At 64.4% G+C, this 17057-nt stretch carries 14 protein-coding genes; 10 read left to right on the top strand and 4 right to left on the bottom strand.

Annotation, left to right across the window (positions count from 1 at the left end):
• Positions 1-150: 150 nt before the first annotated feature.
• Both CH262_RS02035 and CH262_RS02030 read left to right on the top strand, forming a co-directional pair.
• Positions 151-927, top strand: a complete 777-nt coding sequence (locus CH262_RS02035) for a hypothetical protein (protein WP_094693480.1) — start codon at positions 151-153, stop codon at positions 925-927.
• Complete coding sequence (locus tag CH262_RS02030; RefSeq protein WP_256988626.1) at positions 924-2486, top strand: WXG100 family type VII secretion target; 1563 nt, start codon at positions 924-926, stop codon at positions 2484-2486. The genes CH262_RS02035 and CH262_RS02030 overlap by 4 nt, the downstream gene beginning before the upstream one ends.
• A 15-nt stretch (positions 2487-2501) precedes the next feature.
• On the opposite strand, the gene CH262_RS02020 is transcribed toward CH262_RS02030, so the two are convergent.
• Complete coding sequence (locus CH262_RS02020) at positions 2502-3020, bottom strand: maleylpyruvate isomerase family mycothiol-dependent enzyme (protein WP_094716769.1); 519 nt, start codon at positions 3018-3020, stop codon at positions 2502-2504.
• A 146-nt stretch (positions 3021-3166) separates the two neighbouring features.
• Here CH262_RS02020 and rfbA point away from each other — a divergent pair, with 146 nt between their 5' ends.
• Both rfbA and CH262_RS02010 read left to right on the top strand, forming a co-directional pair.
• Positions 3167-4039 carry a glucose-1-phosphate thymidylyltransferase RfbA gene (gene rfbA, locus CH262_RS02015; RefSeq protein ID WP_094716768.1) on the top strand — a complete coding sequence of 291 codons (873 nt, stop codon included), beginning with the start codon at positions 3167-3169 and terminating at the stop codon, positions 4037-4039.
• Entirely contained in the window at positions 4036-4617 is a 582-nt protein-coding gene (locus tag CH262_RS02010) for a dTDP-4-dehydrorhamnose 3,5-epimerase family protein (protein ID WP_027494792.1), read from the top strand. The genes rfbA and CH262_RS02010 overlap by 4 nt, the downstream gene beginning before the upstream one ends.
• 62 nt (positions 4618-4679) lie before the next feature.
• On the opposite strand, the gene CH262_RS02005 is transcribed toward CH262_RS02010, so the two are convergent.
• Together CH262_RS02005 and CH262_RS02000 are read right to left on the bottom strand one after the other, a co-directional pair.
• Positions 4680-5708 carry a TerC family protein gene (locus CH262_RS02005; RefSeq protein WP_032385366.1) on the bottom strand — a complete coding sequence of 343 codons (1029 nt, stop codon included), beginning with the start codon at positions 5706-5708 and terminating at the stop codon, positions 4680-4682.
• 174 nt (positions 5709-5882) lie between these two features.
• Complete coding sequence (locus tag CH262_RS02000) at positions 5883-6401, bottom strand: GtrA family protein (RefSeq protein ID WP_080729430.1); 519 nt, start codon at positions 6399-6401, stop codon at positions 5883-5885.
• 47 nt (positions 6402-6448) lie between these two features.
• On the opposite strand from CH262_RS02000, the gene CH262_RS01995 reads away from it, so the two are divergent.
• From CH262_RS01995 to CH262_RS01985, 3 genes are read left to right on the top strand one after another with little or no spacing between them, the layout of a single operon-like run.
• Positions 6449-7900, top strand: a complete 1452-nt coding sequence (locus CH262_RS01995) for an FAD-binding oxidoreductase (protein ID WP_027494795.1) — start codon at positions 6449-6451, stop codon at positions 7898-7900.
• Entirely contained in the window at positions 7897-8661 is a 765-nt protein-coding gene (locus tag CH262_RS01990; protein ID WP_027494796.1) for a decaprenylphospho-beta-D-erythro-pentofuranosid-2-ulose 2-reductase, read from the top strand. The genes CH262_RS01995 and CH262_RS01990 overlap by 4 nt, the downstream gene beginning before the upstream one ends.
• Before the next feature lie 5 nt (positions 8662-8666).
• Positions 8667-10664 carry a galactan 5-O-arabinofuranosyltransferase gene (locus CH262_RS01985; RefSeq protein ID WP_094716767.1) on the top strand — a complete coding sequence of 666 codons (1998 nt, stop codon included), beginning with the start codon at positions 8667-8669 and terminating at the stop codon, positions 10662-10664.
• 45 nt (positions 10665-10709) lie between these two features.
• Here the strand turns inward: CH262_RS01985 and CH262_RS01980 are convergent, their stop codons facing one another.
• Positions 10710-11162, bottom strand: a complete 453-nt coding sequence (locus CH262_RS01980) for a winged helix-turn-helix transcriptional regulator (protein ID WP_094716766.1) — start codon at positions 11160-11162, stop codon at positions 10710-10712.
• Positions 11163-11244: 82 nt separating this feature from the next.
• On the opposite strand from CH262_RS01980, the gene CH262_RS01975 reads away from it, so the two are divergent.
• The 3 genes from CH262_RS01975 (at position 11245) to CH262_RS01965 (ending at position 16990) form a co-directional block, all read left to right on the top strand.
• Entirely contained in the window at positions 11245-11943 is a 699-nt protein-coding gene (locus CH262_RS01975) for a nitroreductase (protein ID WP_094716765.1), read from the top strand.
• A 96-nt stretch (positions 11944-12039) separates the two neighbouring features.
• On the top strand, positions 12040-13809 hold the full coding sequence (locus tag CH262_RS01970) for a glycosyl transferase (protein WP_094716764.1): 1770 nt from the start codon (positions 12040-12042) through the stop codon (positions 13807-13809).
• Positions 13810-13819: 10 nt separating this feature from the next.
• Positions 13820-16990, top strand: coding sequence for an arabinosyltransferase domain-containing protein (locus CH262_RS01965; protein ID WP_256988623.1), 3171 nt, complete (start codon positions 13820-13822; stop codon positions 16988-16990).
• Positions 16991-17057 lie beyond the last annotated feature (67 nt).

The raw sequence follows: 17057 nt of genomic DNA, 5'->3' as shown, positions 1-17057 counted from the left end.
GCTGCACGGGATGCTCCACGCCAGGCCCCAACGGTGAGGATCCCGGCGACGAGACATTCGAGTGGAGCAAGAGTTGCACCGCTTACGTGGTCGGCCGTTCTTGTCGGGCGCGCGTGCTAGCTTCTGTTCGACTTCCGGGGGAGTACGTCAATGGGTCTGGGAAAAATTCTTGTCCGTCTCGCGGCACTGATAACGCTGCTGTTCGGGCTCATGTGGGCAATTCCGCAGCTGGCTCCGCAAGTGCCGGAACCGTTCGAGGGTGTACGGACTCTGCCACCGGTGTCACCCAGACCCACGGGCTCGACGACAGTGCCGCCGCCCCTGCCGCCGGGTTTTCCGTCGATGGAACGCCCGCCACCGCAAATCGAGGTGCCCGACGGGCAGCCGCAGCCCATCGCCACCAAATTCGGCTGGACTTACGACATTCCGGCTGACTGGGAGAATTGGAACGACGGATTCTCGGAGTGGGTCGGCGAGGACGGATCGACCGCAACATACGGCGCAATGGGTCTCCACGGACGATTCGATTGCGAAGGCGGTGAGTTCGAGTCTTCGGCAATCAGCGGAATGACCGGTCGTCGTGCCGGTGACTTGACTGTCCTCGCCTATCGAGAGGTGCAGAAAGCGTCGATGATCTTCACCAACGAAGATGGGTCTCTGGAACCCACCGTTCGGATCGGGGACCCCAAGTATCTGCAGATCGACGGAGCTCCGGCTGTCCACTACACAGCCCTGGTGGAAGACATACCGGATTCGCCGTACTGCCCTCCTCCCCGAGCGACATTCGACGTCGTCACGACTACCGGTTTCGCCACCGCAGAGGTCGCGGTCTTCGTCGTGCTTGCCGACCGTGATGTCGAGAACGCACTGACCGACGAAGACGTCGAAGGCCTCATCTCCTCACTACGGAAGAGCTCGACGGAATGACCGAACAGCTCGCGGCGAAAACATCCGAAATCGCCGGTCTCGGTAATCTTCTCGATCGCATCGGTGCCGATACCCTGGCCAGTCACCACTACTTGCTCGACAACGCGGGCCTCGGCGAGAACGTGGTCGGAGAGATTCTGAAGAAGCTGCGTCCGTATATCGCGCGCTTCCAAGAGATGACCCGCACCCGACACGTTCACCTGTCGGCCAACTGCGGCGAGATGGGGGCCGAGCTGAACAAAGCTGCCTGGTTGTATGCCGATCAAGATCGAAAGAATTACGACCTGCTCAACGCCCACACATCTGTGCCACCGCTACCCGGCAGCGACCGCGGGAGTTCGGATCACGCCGCGGCCGGGCATGTAGACGAATTCGACGGTGCCGCTGACTACGGTCATCCTCACGGAATCGATTATCCTCCAACCAATCCCGCCATCGACGACATCCGCGACGTGCTCGCCGATGCCTCCGAGTGGCTCGGCGAGATCGACCGAACGATCTTCGAACTCTCCGGGTGGAGTCCGCTACGCGAAGCGACCATTCCTGTCACCGGCACCTGGAACGAAATCCGTCGAATCGGTCAGGCGTACCAGATTGCGGGCGACGCCATGGAAGCCGCAGCCGAGTCGTTGGCTGCAGGAGTACGCCGCGTCGACGGTCACTGGACCGGTGCAGCCGCACAGGCATTCACCGACTATGCCGACCGACAACTCGCCGCAATGCGATGGGAAGGGCATGCCGGCCGAACGATCGCCGCAATCTGTACAGCCATCGCCGAGCAACTTCGTGGCGCAGCGCTGGCAGTGGTCCGCAAGATCGTCGAATTGCTCGAGTCCGAAGTGGCCCTCGACAACGCCCGCGGTGCGTTGAAGGTCGTGCTCAAGAAAGTGCCGGTGGTCGGCACTGCATGGCAGGTGGAGAGCATCATCGAAATATGCTTTGACGGCAATGGATCTGACCAAGGATCTCATTGTGAAGATCGAGCAGGTGGTCGACGACTTCGGCGGGTTCCTCGACGCGCTCGGCGACCCCGAAGGCCAGGTGGGCCAGCAGATCGACGACACACTGCGACCGCTGAACGACCTCCTCGACTACGGCAAGCAAGCCGTCGAAGCGGGCAAGACCGCGGATATCCGACCGGTACTCGACACACCGGACGAGGACTTCTCCGTCGGCACCGGCGACGAACCATGGCGGGACGCATGATCGAGTCACTGCCTCCGCACGCCCGCGCTGCCTACGACCGACTGATGGCATCCTGCGGAGAGCTCGAAGCCATGCGTACACGCGCCTCGAACGCAGACCTGAAAACCCGGACCGTCACAACGGAACTACTGGCCCGCGTGGCCTCCTCACCGCGAGCGTCGGCCGACCTGATCCACTACGCACGCCGCGTCGCGTCGGGTGAATGCAGTTGGGAACGAATCCAGGTGGACGCGAATCCGCTGCCTCCGGAGGTGGACGAGCTCACAGCCGATCCGCTGATCGTGTGGCCGTCGGAATGGCCGACATCGACGACCGAAGCCCTGTCTCAGCCCTATCGAATCCCGTGGGAGTGAGCGCCGCTGGACGTGTCAGGACCGTCGAACAGTACGCCCGGCAAAAGCCGCGATGCGCTCGTACGCGTTTGCTCCGTCGGGTGCAGGCTGCTCGGGATCGAAGGCACCACCCCTGCGCTCATCGGTCATATTGGCCGACATGAACACCATCCCCTCCTCCGCCACGGTCTGGTCGAAGTCGTCGGTACCGCGCCCGAGCGCGGTCGCAAGGTCCCACGCGTGCACCGAAAGTTCAGCAGCGACCATGCCGGCCGGCAGCGGTGAACCTGCGTCGAGCTCGGTCAGCAGTTCGCGGGTCCGGGCGGTCCACAGCGGAACCGGATCCGAGGAGGGCTCGGGTGCGGCCGACCAGTCAATCGACCCACCTCGCGCCATCGTCACCAGGTTGGCCGCGGTGTGCACCAGGTGGTCCGTCAGGTCAGCGACTGTCCACTCCGTGCAGGGCGTGGCCGACGCGCGTTCGGCGTCGGTCATTCCGGCCATCAATTCGGTGATCTGAGTGGCACCGGTGGCGATCTGGCTACTCGTCGTCACGTGGCTTGTCCTTTGTGCGGTCGACGGGCGGATCCGTCGGAACGGGGCAGGGCTGGCCGGAGTCTATGGGCAGTTGCCACCTCGCGCGCCGGAACGAAGGTGCACGACCGAGCGGGTGATCGGAGGGTCTGGAAGACTTCGGGCTCATGCGGGGAATCATTCTGGCGGGCGGCACGGGCTCACGGCTTCATCCGATCACGATGGGAGTGAGCAAACAGCTGGTCCCGGTCTACGACAAACCGATGATCTACTACCCCCTCTCGACCCTGATCCTCGCCGGCATCCGCGAGATCCTCATCATCACCACACCCCAGGACGCCGACCAGTTCACACGCCTGCTCGGCGACGGCTCCCAATTCGGCATCTCCTTGACCTACAAGGTCCAACACGAACCCAACGGCCTCGCCCAAGCCTTCGTCCTCGGAGCCGAGCACATCGGCACCGACAGTGCAGCCCTGGTGCTCGGCGACAACATCTTCTACGGCCCCGGGCTGGGCACCCAACTCTCACGCTTCGACACCATCGACGGCGGAGCCGTCTTCGCCTACGAGGTCTCCGACCCCACCGCCTACGGCGTCATCGAATTCGATGCGAACCGCAAAGCCGTGTCGTTGGAAGAAAAACCCACCGCCCCGAAATCGAACTACGCCGTCCCGGGCCTGTACTTCTACGACAACGACGTCATCGCCATCGCCCGCGACCTCGCCCCCTCCGCCCGCGGGGAATACGAGATCACCGACGTCAACCGGCATTACTTGGAGGCCGGCCGCCTCCAGGTCGAAGTCCTGCCCCGCGGCACCGCCTGGCTCGACACCGGCACCTTCGACTCCCTCCTCGACGCCTCCAACTACGTGCGCACCATCGAACAACGCCAAGGACTCAAGATCGGGTCCCCCGAAGAAGTCGCCTGGCGACGCGGATTCATCACCGACGACGAACTGCGCGCCCGCGCCGAGAAACTCGTCAAATCCGGCTACGGCCGCTACCTGCTCGATCTGATCGACCGAGGACACAGATGACCTTTCGCGAACTGAAAATATCCGGCGCCTACGAATACACCCCACGCCAGTTCGGTGACGACCGCGGCGTGTTCTTCGAATGGTTCAAAGCGAGCCTGTTCGAGGAAACCACCGGGCGAGCCCTGGATCTGAAGCAGGCGAACTGCTCGGTCTCCGCCGCCGGGGTCCTGCGCGGGATCCACTTCACCACCAACCCACCCGGGCAAGCGAAATACGTCACCTGCGCCCGCGGAGCGTTCCTCGACGTCATCGTCGACCTGCGCGTCGGCTCCCCGACGTTCGGGCAATGGGACAGCGTGCTGATCGACGACATCGACCGCAAAGCAGTGTTCCTCTCCGAAGGCCTCGGGCACGCCATCTTGTCGTTGGAAGACAACTCCACCGTCATGTACCTGTGCGGCCTCGAGTACACCCCGGCACTGGACCGCGACATCAACCCCCTCGACCCCGCCCTGGGCATCGACTGGCCCACCACCGGCCGCGACGGATCGCCTCTGACCTACGAGCTCTCCGCCAAAGACAAAGCCGCCCCCACCCTCACCGAAGCCCTCGAAGCAGGGAACCTGCCCACCTTCTGAGTAAGTCGTTGCTGGGGCGACACCGCGGTAGATCGGCGTCGCCCCAACACCCGATGCGAAGGCTACAGACGGTCTTTCCGTCGACCGCGCGTGCTCCACAAAGGTTGAGCCGCAGCAAGTTCCGTTTCCGTCGCCGTCCGGAACGGAGACGCCGACTGGTCGACCTGCGGGTGCGCATCCTGCCCTCGGGTGGCTCGCAAACTGAGGATCACGGAGACCGCGAGAATCGACGAGATGACACCGAGCGAGACGGCGGTGGGGATGTAGAACACGTCGACCTTGAGTGCCATCTTGATGCCGACCCAGATGAGGACCAACGCCAGTCCCACCTTCAGATACACGAATCGGTGCATCAGGTCCGCGAGCAGAAAGTACATCGCGCGCAGTCCGAGAATGGCGAATGCGTTGGCGGTGAACACCAGGAAGGGAATGTCGGTGACGGCGAAGATCGCCGGGATGGAATCGACAGCGAAGACGATGTCGGTGACTTCGACGAGGACCAGCACGGCCAACAGCGGAGTGGCCAACGCGACGCCCCCGATGCGCACCACGAACTTCTGCCCGTAGAACGCGTCGGTCATGGGAACGTAGCGACGGAACAACCGCAGCGTACGAGACTGTTCGGGATCGAGATGCTCGTTGCGCTGACGCACCATTCGGTATCCGGTGAAGATCAAGAAGGCAGCGAAGAGGTAGAGCACCGCGCTGAAGCTGGCGATGAGGGCAGATCCCCCGGCGATGAAGATGCCACGAAAGACCAGCGCACCGAGTACGCCGAAGAACAGGACGCGGTGTTGCAACTCCCTGGGCACCGCGAAATACGTGAAGATGATGGCCCACACGAACACGTTGTCGACCGCCAGCGACTTCTCGATCAGGTAGCCGGCAAAGTATTGCTGGCCGAACTCCGCACCGGCAGTGGCCCAGATCAGTACTCCGAATCCGACGCCGAAAGCGACCCAGATACCTGACCAGACAGCCGCTTCGCGCACTCCGATGACGTGTGCTCGCCGATGGGCGAACAAATCGACCGCGAGCATGGCGACGATGAAGCCGAGTACTGCCACCCAAGCCCAGAATGGAACGGACATGACAACCTCCAGTTCTGTGAACTGGAGGTCTCTCCCGCCCGACGTGGGCCGCTCGCCGGGCCCGGATTGCCGGGCCGTGGTGACGACGAAGCTGCTGGGGGATACTCCCCTCCTGAGGCCATATTGAACCAGGACTTCGGCCCGGGATCAAGGAAACTCAGCGCCCCACAACAGTTACCGAATTTTGAAGATCACGAACCGCTGCACCAGGAAGTTGATGACCGTCGCCGTTCCCTGCGCGACGACGAAAGCCACGTTGGCGTACCAGAAGCCGTCGGGAAGAACCTGGTAGAGCCAGGTGTAGATGCCGACCTGGACGGCGAAGGTGACCCCGTACAGTGCGACGACGGCGAGGAACCGGGCCCGGGACGGTGCCGCGTTGAACGTCCACCGACGGTTGATCAGATACGCCGTGGTGGTGCCGAGCACGAACCCGATCGCCTTGGCCAGAGTCACCCCGACGCCGAACACGAAATGCAGGATCAGATTGACGCCCTGATCGACGATCGCCGACAGCACACCCGTCGCCAAAAACCGCACTACCTGCGTCTTGAGATCGAGGGCCGCGTCGGCGATGTTCTCGGTCAGTGGCAGCTCGACGGGCAGCGGGACGTGATGCTGCAGCTCGTCGTCCTCGGGCGACCAGTCGTCGTTCCCGGAGCCGTCTTCGATGGAGCGATCAGGGGTGGACACGAGGACTGACATTAGCTGCTATCGCAATGCGGGTACCCTCTTGAGCGATGTCCACGACAGCCGACGACGCACTCTTCCCCCTGGAACCACAGGCCGGGAACACTGCGCCGCTACCCACGCAGACCCGCACACTCACTGGTTGGGGTCGCACTGCGCCCTCCACCGGCGAGGTGCTCTCGACCTCCGACCCCGAGCTCATCGCGAACGCGGTCAAGCAGGTCGCCGAGCAGAACGACTCCAAGCCGGCTTACCTCCGACGCGGCGTCATCGCCCGCGGCCTCGGCCGCTCCTACGGTGACAACGCGCAGAACTCCGGCGGACTCGTCATCGACATGAATGCCCTCAACGGCATTCACAGCATCGACGCGTCGACGCGCATCGTCGACGTCGACGGTGGCGTCAACCTCGACCAGCTGATGCGTGCTGCACTGCCGTTCGGTCTGTGGGTTCCGGTGCTTCCGGGTACCCGTCAGGTCACCATCGGCGGAGCAATCGGCACGGACATCCACGGCAAGAACCACCACAGCGCGGGCAGCTTCGGCAACCACGTCCGCTCGATGGAACTGCTCACCGCCGATGGTCAGATCCGCCACCTGACGCCGACGGGCAAGAACGCCAAGCTCTTCTGGGCGACGGTCGGCGGCAACGGCCTGACCGGCATCATCCTGCGCGCGACGATCGAGATGACGCCCACGGAAACGGCCTATTTCATCGCCGACGGCGACGTCACCAGCACTCTCGACGAGACCATCGCCCTGCACAGCGACGGCAGTGAGAACAACTACGACTACTCGAGCGCCTGGTTCGACGCCGTGGCTCCGCCCCCCAAGCTCGGCCGCGCAGCTCTCTCACGTGGATCGTTGGCGCGCCTCGACCAGCTTCCCGAGAAGCTGCAGAAGGATCCGCTGCGCTTCAACGCCAAGCCGCTCGTGAAGTTCCCCGATATCTTTCCGAACGGGCTCGCCAACAAGTACACGTTCTCCGCCGTCGGCGAGGCCTGGTACCGCAAGGCCGGCAACTATCGGAACAAGGTTCAGTCCCTGACAGCGTTCTACCACCCACTCGACATGTTCAGTGAGTGGAACCGCGCCTACGGCTCCAAGGGATTTCTGCAGTACCAGTTCGTGGTGCCGCCGGAGGCCGTCGACGAGTTCAAGAAGATCATCGTCGACATCCAGAAGTCGGGGCATTACTCGTTCCTCAACGTGTTCAAGCTGTTCGGGCCGGGAAACAAAGCGCCGCTGAGCTTTCCGATTCCAGGCTGGAACATCTGCGTGGACTTCCCGATCAAGCCGGGCCTGAACGAGTTCGTCCGCGAACTCGACAAGCGTGTGCTCGAGTTCGGCGGTCGTCTGTACACCGCGAAGGATTCGCGCACCGACGCCGAGACGTTCCACTCGATGTACCCGCGGATCGACGAATGGATCAAGGTTCGTCGATCTGTAGACCCCACAGGCGTTTTCGCCTCCGATATGGCTAGAAGGCTGGAACTGCTGTGACGATAGACGCCGTAGGTAACCCACAGACGATTCTCGTTCTGGGTGGCACCAGCGAGATCGGTCTCGCGATCACCGAGGAGTACCTCTCGAAGTCTCCGGCACGCGTCGTTCTCGCTGCGCTGCCCAACGATCCGCTGCGCGAGAGTGCCGTTGCACAGCTCACCGCCAAGGGCGCGAAGTCCGTGGACGTCATCGACTTCGACGCACTCGACACCGCGTCGCATCCGAAGGTCATCGACGCGGCCTGGGCCAAGGGTGACGTCGACGTCGCGATCGTCGCCTTCGCCGTCGACTTCGATGCCGAGCAGCTCTGGCAGGACCAGCGCAAGGCCGTCCTCGCCGCGAACATCAACTACACCGCATCCGTGTCGGTCGGCGTCCTGCTGGGCGAGAAGATGAAGGCGCAGGCGTACGGCCGCATCATCGTCATGTCCTCGGTGGCAGGCGAGCGGGTCCGTCGCTCGAACTTCGTCTACGGCTCCACCAAGGCCGGCCTCGACGGTTTCTACCTCGGACTCGGAGAAGCGTTGCGCGAGTTCGGTCCTCGGGTCACGGTCGTTCGTCCGGGCATGGTGCGCACCAAGTTCAGCGCCCACGTCAAGGAAGCGCCGATGACCGTCGACAAGGAGGTCATCGCGAAGCTCGCGGTGAACGCTTCGCGCAAGGGCACCCCGCTCATCTGGACTCCCGCACCGTGGCGTCTGGTGATGATGGTGCTGCGACACGTGCCGCGGCCGATCTTCCGCAAGCTGCCCATCTGATTTCGATGACTGACGGGGTTGCACCGGCTCGCAGAACCGCCTCTGCCGTCGGGGAGATCGTTCTCGGTGCGCTCGTCGCAGTCGTGGTGGCGACGGTCGGGCTGTACGCCTTCTCACTGGTTCAGTGGCCGGCGTTCAACTCGTCCAACGTCACTCGCGCTCTGACAACTCTGGGCCAGGTGGTAGCCGCGGCCCTGTTCGCGTCGTCGATCTACCTGTACCGAATCCGTAAGTGGCCGTGGATCGCTCGAATCACAGCGTGGGTCGGCCTGTCCGGTTTCGTCACCGTCACCCTCGGAATGCCCTTGGCGGCCACTAAGTTGTACCTGTTCGGCATCTCCGTCGACCAGGAGTTTCGCACCGAATACCTGACGCGGCTGACGGATTCGGCGTCGTTGCGCGACATGACGTACGCCGACATCCCACCGTTCTACCCCGCCGGTTGGTTCTGGCTCGGCGGACGCGTCGGCAACCTGCTGGGTATGGACGGCTGGGAAGTGTTCAAGCCGTACGCAATCGGACTGCTTGCTGTCACGTCGGTGGTCGCTTTCGTACTGTGGAAGGCCCTGATCCGCAGCGACTGGGCTGTCGCCGTCAGCGCTGTCACGACTGCATTGGTTGTCGCCTACGCCTCCCCCGAGGCCTACAGCGCCGTCATCGTGCTGCTGTTCGCCCCGGCATTGCTCCTGGCCTGGGGCGCGTTGCATCGCCCCGTCACTCCTGTCTCCGACGGGGCTGGAGCGGCCACCCCCGTCGGGATGAATGCGACATCCAGTCGGTCAGACTGCAAGAATGGGACATTCATCCCCACTGGGGGACGCGCAGCAGGCGGCTGGGGAGCGGTAATCGGTACCGGCCTGTTCCTCGGTCTGGCCGCGACGTTCTACACCCTGTACCTGGGTCTGGCCGCCTTCACCGTCGTGCTGATGGCCTTGTTCGCCGCCGTTCTCTCCTACCGCGAGCGCAAGACCTGGCGGGCCTTGATTCCCATTGCACTCAAAGTGGCTGCGATCGCTGTCATCTCGGGCCTCATAGCGGCGACGGTATGGCTGCCGTATCTCGTCGACTTCCTCCGCGGCGCACCGTCCACATCGGGCACCGCACTGCACTACCTGCCCGAGGCCGGTGCAACGCTTCCGTTCCCGATGTTCGAGTTCTCGATGATGGGCATTCTGTGCCTCTTCGGAACGGTATGGGTCGCAGTACGTTTCTCGTCGTCGCGTCGAGCACAGGCACTCGGAGTCGGCGTCGTCGCGGTCTACCTGTGGACGTTGCTGTCCATGGCGGCCACGGCTGCGGGCACCACACTGCTCTCGTTCCGACTCGAAGCGGTTCTCATCGTATTGCTCGGCAGCGCAGGCGTTTTCGGATTCCTCGAAGGCAGCCACGCGATCTACCAGGCCATCAACGAGCCACCGAAGTTCCGCATCGCTGCCGTCGTCGTCGCGGCCATCGGCGCAATGGCCTTCGCGCAGAACATCCCCCAGGTACTGCAGAGCGAGATCACTGTCGCGTACTCCGACACCGACGGTGACGGCAACCGTGCCGATATGCGTCCGCCTAGCGCTGTGTCGTACTACCGCGAGGTCGACGACGCCCTGACCGAACAGACTCAGCGCCCACGCGACGAAACCGTCCTGCTCACCGCGGACACCTCGTTCCTGAGCTACTACCCGTACTTCGGGTTCCAAGGACTGACCTCGCACTACGCCAATCCACTGGCGCAGTTCGATCAGCGGGCCGACGCCATCGAGCGGTGGACCGAGCTCGAGACTCCCGACCAGATGATCGAGGCGCTCGACACCAGCCAGTGGCGCGCCCCCGACGCCTTCCTGTTCCGCCGCGGTGCCGACGGCTACACCTTGAGACTGGCGGAGGACGTCTACCCGAACGATCCGAATGTGCGGCGCTACACCGTCACCTTCCCCGAGTCACTGTTCGAGGATCCACGCTTCACCGTGACCGATATCGGGCCCTTCGCACTGGTCGTACGCACTGCATAATCGCCGCGCGCGCCGGATCGAGACCGCGGCTGCAGGCCGAGTACGTCACGGCGCAAGCGGGTTACCCACGGCAGGCGTCGGCAGCACCTGACGAGCCGTGATCTCATCCCCACACGAGTCACACTCGAGCCTCACGTGTGCGTCGCCCCCACAGTCGCGGTGCGTGTAGTGCACGGGGACACCGTCGGGTGCCATGTACGCGTCGCCCCAGTCTTTGAAGGCCATCAGAATCGGATAGATGTCGTGGCCCTTGCGGGTCAGCCGGTATTCCGCGTAGGTGGAATCGGTCTGCACCTTGGCGAGAATGTCGTGCTCGACGAGGCGGTCGAGTCGATCCTGCAGCCGACTTCGTGAGATCCCCATGGCGCTCTGGAAGTGGTTGAAACGGCGAACCCCTGCGAACGACCACTTCAGAATCACCAGTGTCCACCGGTCACCCAGAACGGACAGAGACCTCGAAATCGAGCAGGGCACATCGGCCAGCTCCGCGTGACGCATACCGTCGACCTTACCCAGCAATAGTCTCGAAACGAGACTATTGCTGCTACTTTGTAGTCTCGAAATGAGACCAGGGGTGTACATGGACGCTGTGACAGACGATCGAGGGCAGCAATTCTCGGCACTCGCCGGAATTCTCGAAGAACGCTGGACGTGCCGACAGTTCCGGCCGGATGCAGTGCCACGCGGCGATATCGAGCGTGTGCTCGCGCTGAGCCAGCGCACACCGTCGTGGTGCAACACCCAGCCGTGGCAGGTCATCGTGACGGAAGGGGAAGGGACAGACCGCTTCCGCCGGACACTCCAGGACCACGTCCGCGGCGGCGGCACCGTGCAGAGTGACATCCCCTTCCCCACCCAGTACGCCGGCGACTATCGCGACCGTCGCCGTGCGTGCGGACTGCAGCTCTACGACAGCGTCGGCATCGAGAAGGGGGATCCGCGCGCCCTTGCTCAGATGCTCCGCAACTTCGACTTCTTCGATGCGCCACACGTCGCCGTGATCACCACCGAGGCCGATCTCGGCGAGTACGGAGCGATCGACTGCGGTCTGTACGTCAACACCTTTCTGCTCAGCGCACACAGCCTCGGCATCGCCACCGCCCCACAGGCCGCCCTCGCGTCGTACTCCGGTTTTCTGCACGATTACTTCGACATACCGGAGCACCGGCGCGTCGTGCTCGGCATCTCGTTCGGATACGCGGACCTGGAGCACCCGATCAACTCGTTCCGAACCGAACGGGCGGACGTGACGAACGTGGCCACCTGGATCGGTGACTGATCTGTACATACGGGTGGGGCGGCGTCGCACTCCAGCCGGTGTGACCCAGCCCGTTCGAGTTTTCGCCCACCGTGATCTTTCTGTAACCTCGACGCGATGACCACCCACGACCAGAGCGTTCTCGAGCGGCAGCCGACCACGGCACCGGCTCGACACTCCGGCGTCGGGCGTGGCGACCTCGTGGCGGCCGTCGGATTTCTGATCGCCGCCGTGTACGTCCTACAAGGTCAGTGGCGCAATCTGAACGGTGGCTACCTCTACAACAGCGGCCAGGACCAGACGATGTGGGAGTGGTTCTTCTCCGTCGCCGCCCATGCCGTCGCGCATCTGGACAATCCACTGTCCAGCGACTTGCAGAATTACCCACTCGGGGTGAATCTGATGGCGAACACGGCGATGTTCGGCATCTCCATTCCGCTGGCCCCGATCACGCTGTTGTTCGGACCCACCGTCACCTGGGCGATCGCCCTCACCGCCGGCCTCGCCGGCACCTCGTTAGCCTGGTACTGGCTGTTCTCGCGTCAGCTGAACGCGTCCAAGGGTGCCGCCGCAATGGGCGGCGCGCTGTGCGGCTTCGCGCCCGGTGTCATCTCCCATGCCAACGGCCACCCCAACTTCGTGGTGCTGTTCCTGCTCCCGGTCATCGCGATGCTGGTCACCCGCATCGCACACGGCGGCGGAACCACCAAGAACACCGTCGGGCTCGGCCTGATCGTCGCGCTGCAGATCCTGCTCGGCGAAGAACCGCTGCTGATCTTCGCGATGTCGTTCGCCATCTTCGCCGTCGTCTACTACCTGTCCCGGCCGCGTTCCCTGTGGCCGGCCGTACGCAATGCCGTACCCCGGCTCGCGGTATCGGCGAGCATCGCGCTGGCCATCGTCGCGTTGCCGCTGTGGTGGCAGTTCTTCGGACCGCAGTCGTATTCTTTCCTCGAACACGGCCCGATGGGCAACGACGCCAAAGCCCTGTTCCAGTTCCCGACGCAATCCATCGGTGGCGTCGCCACCCCAGGACAGAACGTACGGATCAACGCCACCGAGGAGAACGCCTACTTCGGTTGGCCGCTGCTCGTGCTGTGCCTCGTGGCGGCAGTGTGGATGTGGCGTGTTGCCTGCGCCAGGGCCGCGGCTGCCACGGCCATCGTCATGAGCGTGCTCTCACTCGGCGCAACGCTGATGATCGGCAAGAACGACACCGGCATCACCCTGCCGTGGACGAAACTCGCCGAATACCCACTCGTCGAATCCGTCCTCGAGACCCGCTTCGCTCTCGGCGCGGTCCCTGCGCTGGCTCTGTTGCTCGTCCTGGCCACCGATCGGACGTTCCGCAACGGACTACGACCGTTGCCCGCGTTCTGGATCGCCGGACTCGCCCTCGCCCTCGTTCCGCTGATCCCGACGGCGCTGGTCACCGTCGACAAATCCCCCACACCCCGGTTCTTCGCCGACGGCGACTGGCAGAACTACGTCGACGACGGTTCCGTCGTCACCGTCCCTCTCCCACGGCCCGAGGACGCCCGGCCGCTGCGTTGGCAGATGGACGCGGACATGGGCTTCACGCTGGCCGCCGGATACTTCGTCGGACCGAGCGATCAGGAAGAGAAGGTCGCCAAGTACGGCGCCGTCGACCGCCCGACGGCGCTGCTGCTCGGCTCGGTCTACGACTCCGGCACCGTCCCCGAGATCACCGCCGATCAGCGCAGCCAGGCGGCGCAGGACATGAGCTTCTGGGAAGCCGACGTCGTGGTACTTCCGCCGAGCAAGAACACCGTCGCCCTGCGCAGCACGGTCACCGAGCTGCTCGACGTGCAGCCGCAATACACCGGCGGCGTATGGGTGTGGGATGTGCGCTCGCTCGTCCAATAGCATCGCCGGTGTGCCTGCGACCGCTCCGAACATCACGACTGCCCGGCTGATAGCGATCGTCACCGGCATCATCGGTGCCGTCCTGGCCATCGCCACTCCGCTGCTGCCGGTGCAGCAGGACGTCTCCACGCTGTCGTGGCCGCAGAACTCGTTCGGCAGCGTCAACGCTCCGCTGGTGAGCTACTCCCCACTCGATCTGGACGCGACGATCCCGTGCAGTACTGCCACTCGGCTCGACGGCGGCGGCACGGTGATGTCCACCGCTCCGATCGCGGCGGCGAAAACCGAGCAGCGAGCACTGACCGTGCGGGTCGACGACGATCGACTGCAGGTGCTGCTGCGCGATCGCGTTCTCGCCGAGGCTCCCGTATCCGACCTGGCCTCCGATTGCGCGCTGACCATCTCCTCGAACGCCGCTCGCACGGTGGTCGACCTCGGCGGCGCGGCCACGACTGTCGACGGCGACGTCCGGCCCCAGGTCGTCGGCATCTTCACCGACCTCACCGCGCCGGTCGACGGTCTGAACGTGCGCGTGGACATCGACTCCCGCTACTCCTCGACCCCGACGACGTTCAAGCTGCTGGCGATGATCGTCGGCTCGCTGGCCGTCATCGCCTCCCTGTTCGCATTGCATCGCCTCGACAGCGTGGACGGTCGACGTCACCGTCGCTTCCTGCCGTCACGCTGGAAGACGGTGACCGGCGTCGACGCCGTCGTCGTCGGGGTGCTGGTGTTGTGGCACTTCATCGGTGCCAACACCTCCGACGACGGCTACCTGCTCAACATGGCACGCGTCTCCGAGCACGCCGGATACATGGCCAACTACTTCCGCTGGTTCGGCGTTCCCGAAGCACCGTTCGGCATGCCGTACTACGACATGCTGGCCGCCCTCGCCAAAGTCAGCACCGCCAGCATCTGGATGCGCCTACCCGCCACCATCGCCGCATTGCTGTGCTGGCTGGTCATCAGCCGCGAGGTCATCCCCCGCCTCGGGCGCGCGGTACTGACCAACCGCGTCGCGCTGTGGACCGCAGGCCTGGTGTTCCTCGCCTTCTGGCTGCCCTACGACAACGGACTGCGCCCGGAACCCGTCATCGCCCTGGGCGCGCTGCTGACGTGGTGCTCGATCGAGCGTGCGATCGCCACCGGACGACTGTTGCCCGCCGCGGTCGGCACACTGATCGCCGCCTTCTCGCTCGCCGCCGGACCCACCGGACTGATCGCCGTCGCCGCGCTGCTCGCCGGCCTCCGCCCGATCGTGATGATCATCGTCAAACGAGCCCGGCAAGTGGGGTTGCTCGCGGTCCTCGCGCCACTGATCGCGTCGGGACTGGCCGTGGTGATCGCGATCTTCGCCGACCAGACTCTGAGCACCGTGCTCGAAGCGACCCGGGTGCGCTCGGCTCTCGGACCCAACGTGCCCTGGTTCGAGGAACGAGTGCGCTGGGACGCGTTGATGACCATCTCCCCCGACGGCTCGCTCGCCCGACGATTCGGCATGTTCGCGATGCTGCTGTGCATCGTCGTCTGCATCGCGGTGATGCTCCGCAAGAACGGACGCATCCCCGGTACCGCCACCGGGCCATCGCGTCGGATACTCGGAATCGTGCTGGGCGCACTGGCTTTGATGATGTTCACCCCCACCAAGTGGACCCACCACTTCGGTGTGTACGCCGGTCTCGCCGCGTCTCTCGGCGCACTGGCAGCGGTGGCCGTCACGGCGGCCACAGTCCGATCCCCGCGTAACAGAACGCTGTTCACGGCCGCAGTGCTGTTTCTGACGGCCGTGGCGTTCACCAGCTCGAACGGTTGGTGGTACGTCTCGAGCTACGGCATTCCTTGGTTCGACAAGCCGCCGTCCATTGCCGGCAAGGGCTTCTCGACCATCCTGCTCGGCCTGACCGTGCTGACCCTGCTGTATGCCGCGTACCAACATGTCCGATTGCCTTATCACACAGCAGAAACCACCACGCGTCGACGCTTCGCACCCTCCGCGTTGACCATCGTCGCCGGCGGTGTCGTCGCATTCGAAGTGCTCTCGTTCGCCAAAGGTGCTGTGGCTCAATACCCTGCGTACTCCATCGCGCGATCAAACTTCTCCGCACTCGCCGGCAACTCGTGCGGACTCGCCGGTGATGTGCAGGTGGAGACCGACGTCAACGGATCCGTCCTGCAGCCGATCGACCCCGCCCCGGACGCGCTGGGAGCAGGCGGCAGCACCGGATTCACCCCGGACGGCGTCGCCGAAGACCTCACGGCCGACTCCGAGGACACCGCCCAGGGCAGTGCCAACTCCATCCGCCCCGAAGACTCCGAAGAGAGCGCGTCGGCCACCTCGTCGAACTCCGCAGGCACCTCGGGCGGAACCAACGAGAACGTCGGAATCAACGGCAGCACAGTCGCTCTGCCGTTCGGACTGAACCCCGAAACGACCCCGGTCCTCGGCAGCTTCGGAGCCACCGAGCCCGCGTCACTGACCTCCGGTTGGTATTCGCTGCCTGGAGAGGGCGACCTGATCACCATCGCCGCCGCAGGCCGAATTCGCTCGGTGGACAAGGACGGCATCGTCACCCCGGGCCAACGCGTCGAACTGGAATACGGACGCCGCGACGGCGGCGACGTCCAGGCACTCGGCCGTGTCACGCCTCTCGACATCGGCCCCGCACCGTCGTGGCGCAACCTGCGGGTACCGATGAGCGACCTACCCGCCGACGCGGACGCCGTTCGCATCGTCGCCGAGGACAACGACCTGGCCGGAGATCAGTGGCTCGCCGTCACTCCCCCTCGCGTCCCGAAAACTCAGACGCTGAATTCTCTGGTCGGGTCCACCGACCCCGTTCTGCTCGACTGGGCGGTCGGACTGGCGTTCCCGTGCCAGCGTCCGTTCGATCATCGCGACGGCGTCGCCGAGGTGCCGAAGTACCGCATCCTGCCCGACCGAACCGGAGCCGAATCCACCAACGCCTGGCAGGATTCTTTCGGTGGCGGCCCGCTGGGGTGGACCGAACTGCTGCTCGGTGCCCAGACTCTGCCGTCGTATCTGGCCGACGACTACGCCCGCGATTGGGGGTCGATCGAGAGATACACGCCACTCGATCCGGCTGCCGCGGCCGCCCGGATCACCGTCGAGCAACAGTCTCGGTCGGGACTGTCCAGCGACGGACCGATGAAGACCGGCTGATTCCCTGTTTCTCCATCGGATCCGGGGACGGCGCCTGTGTGACCTCGAAGTCACGCTCGCATAACAT

Source organism: Rhodococcus sp. 05-2255-1e, assembly GCF_002259025.1.
GTDB classification, from domain to species: Bacteria; Actinomycetota; Actinomycetes; order Mycobacteriales; family Mycobacteriaceae; genus Rhodococcoides; species Rhodococcoides fascians.
This window is presented reverse-complemented; position numbering and strand designations above follow the sequence as displayed.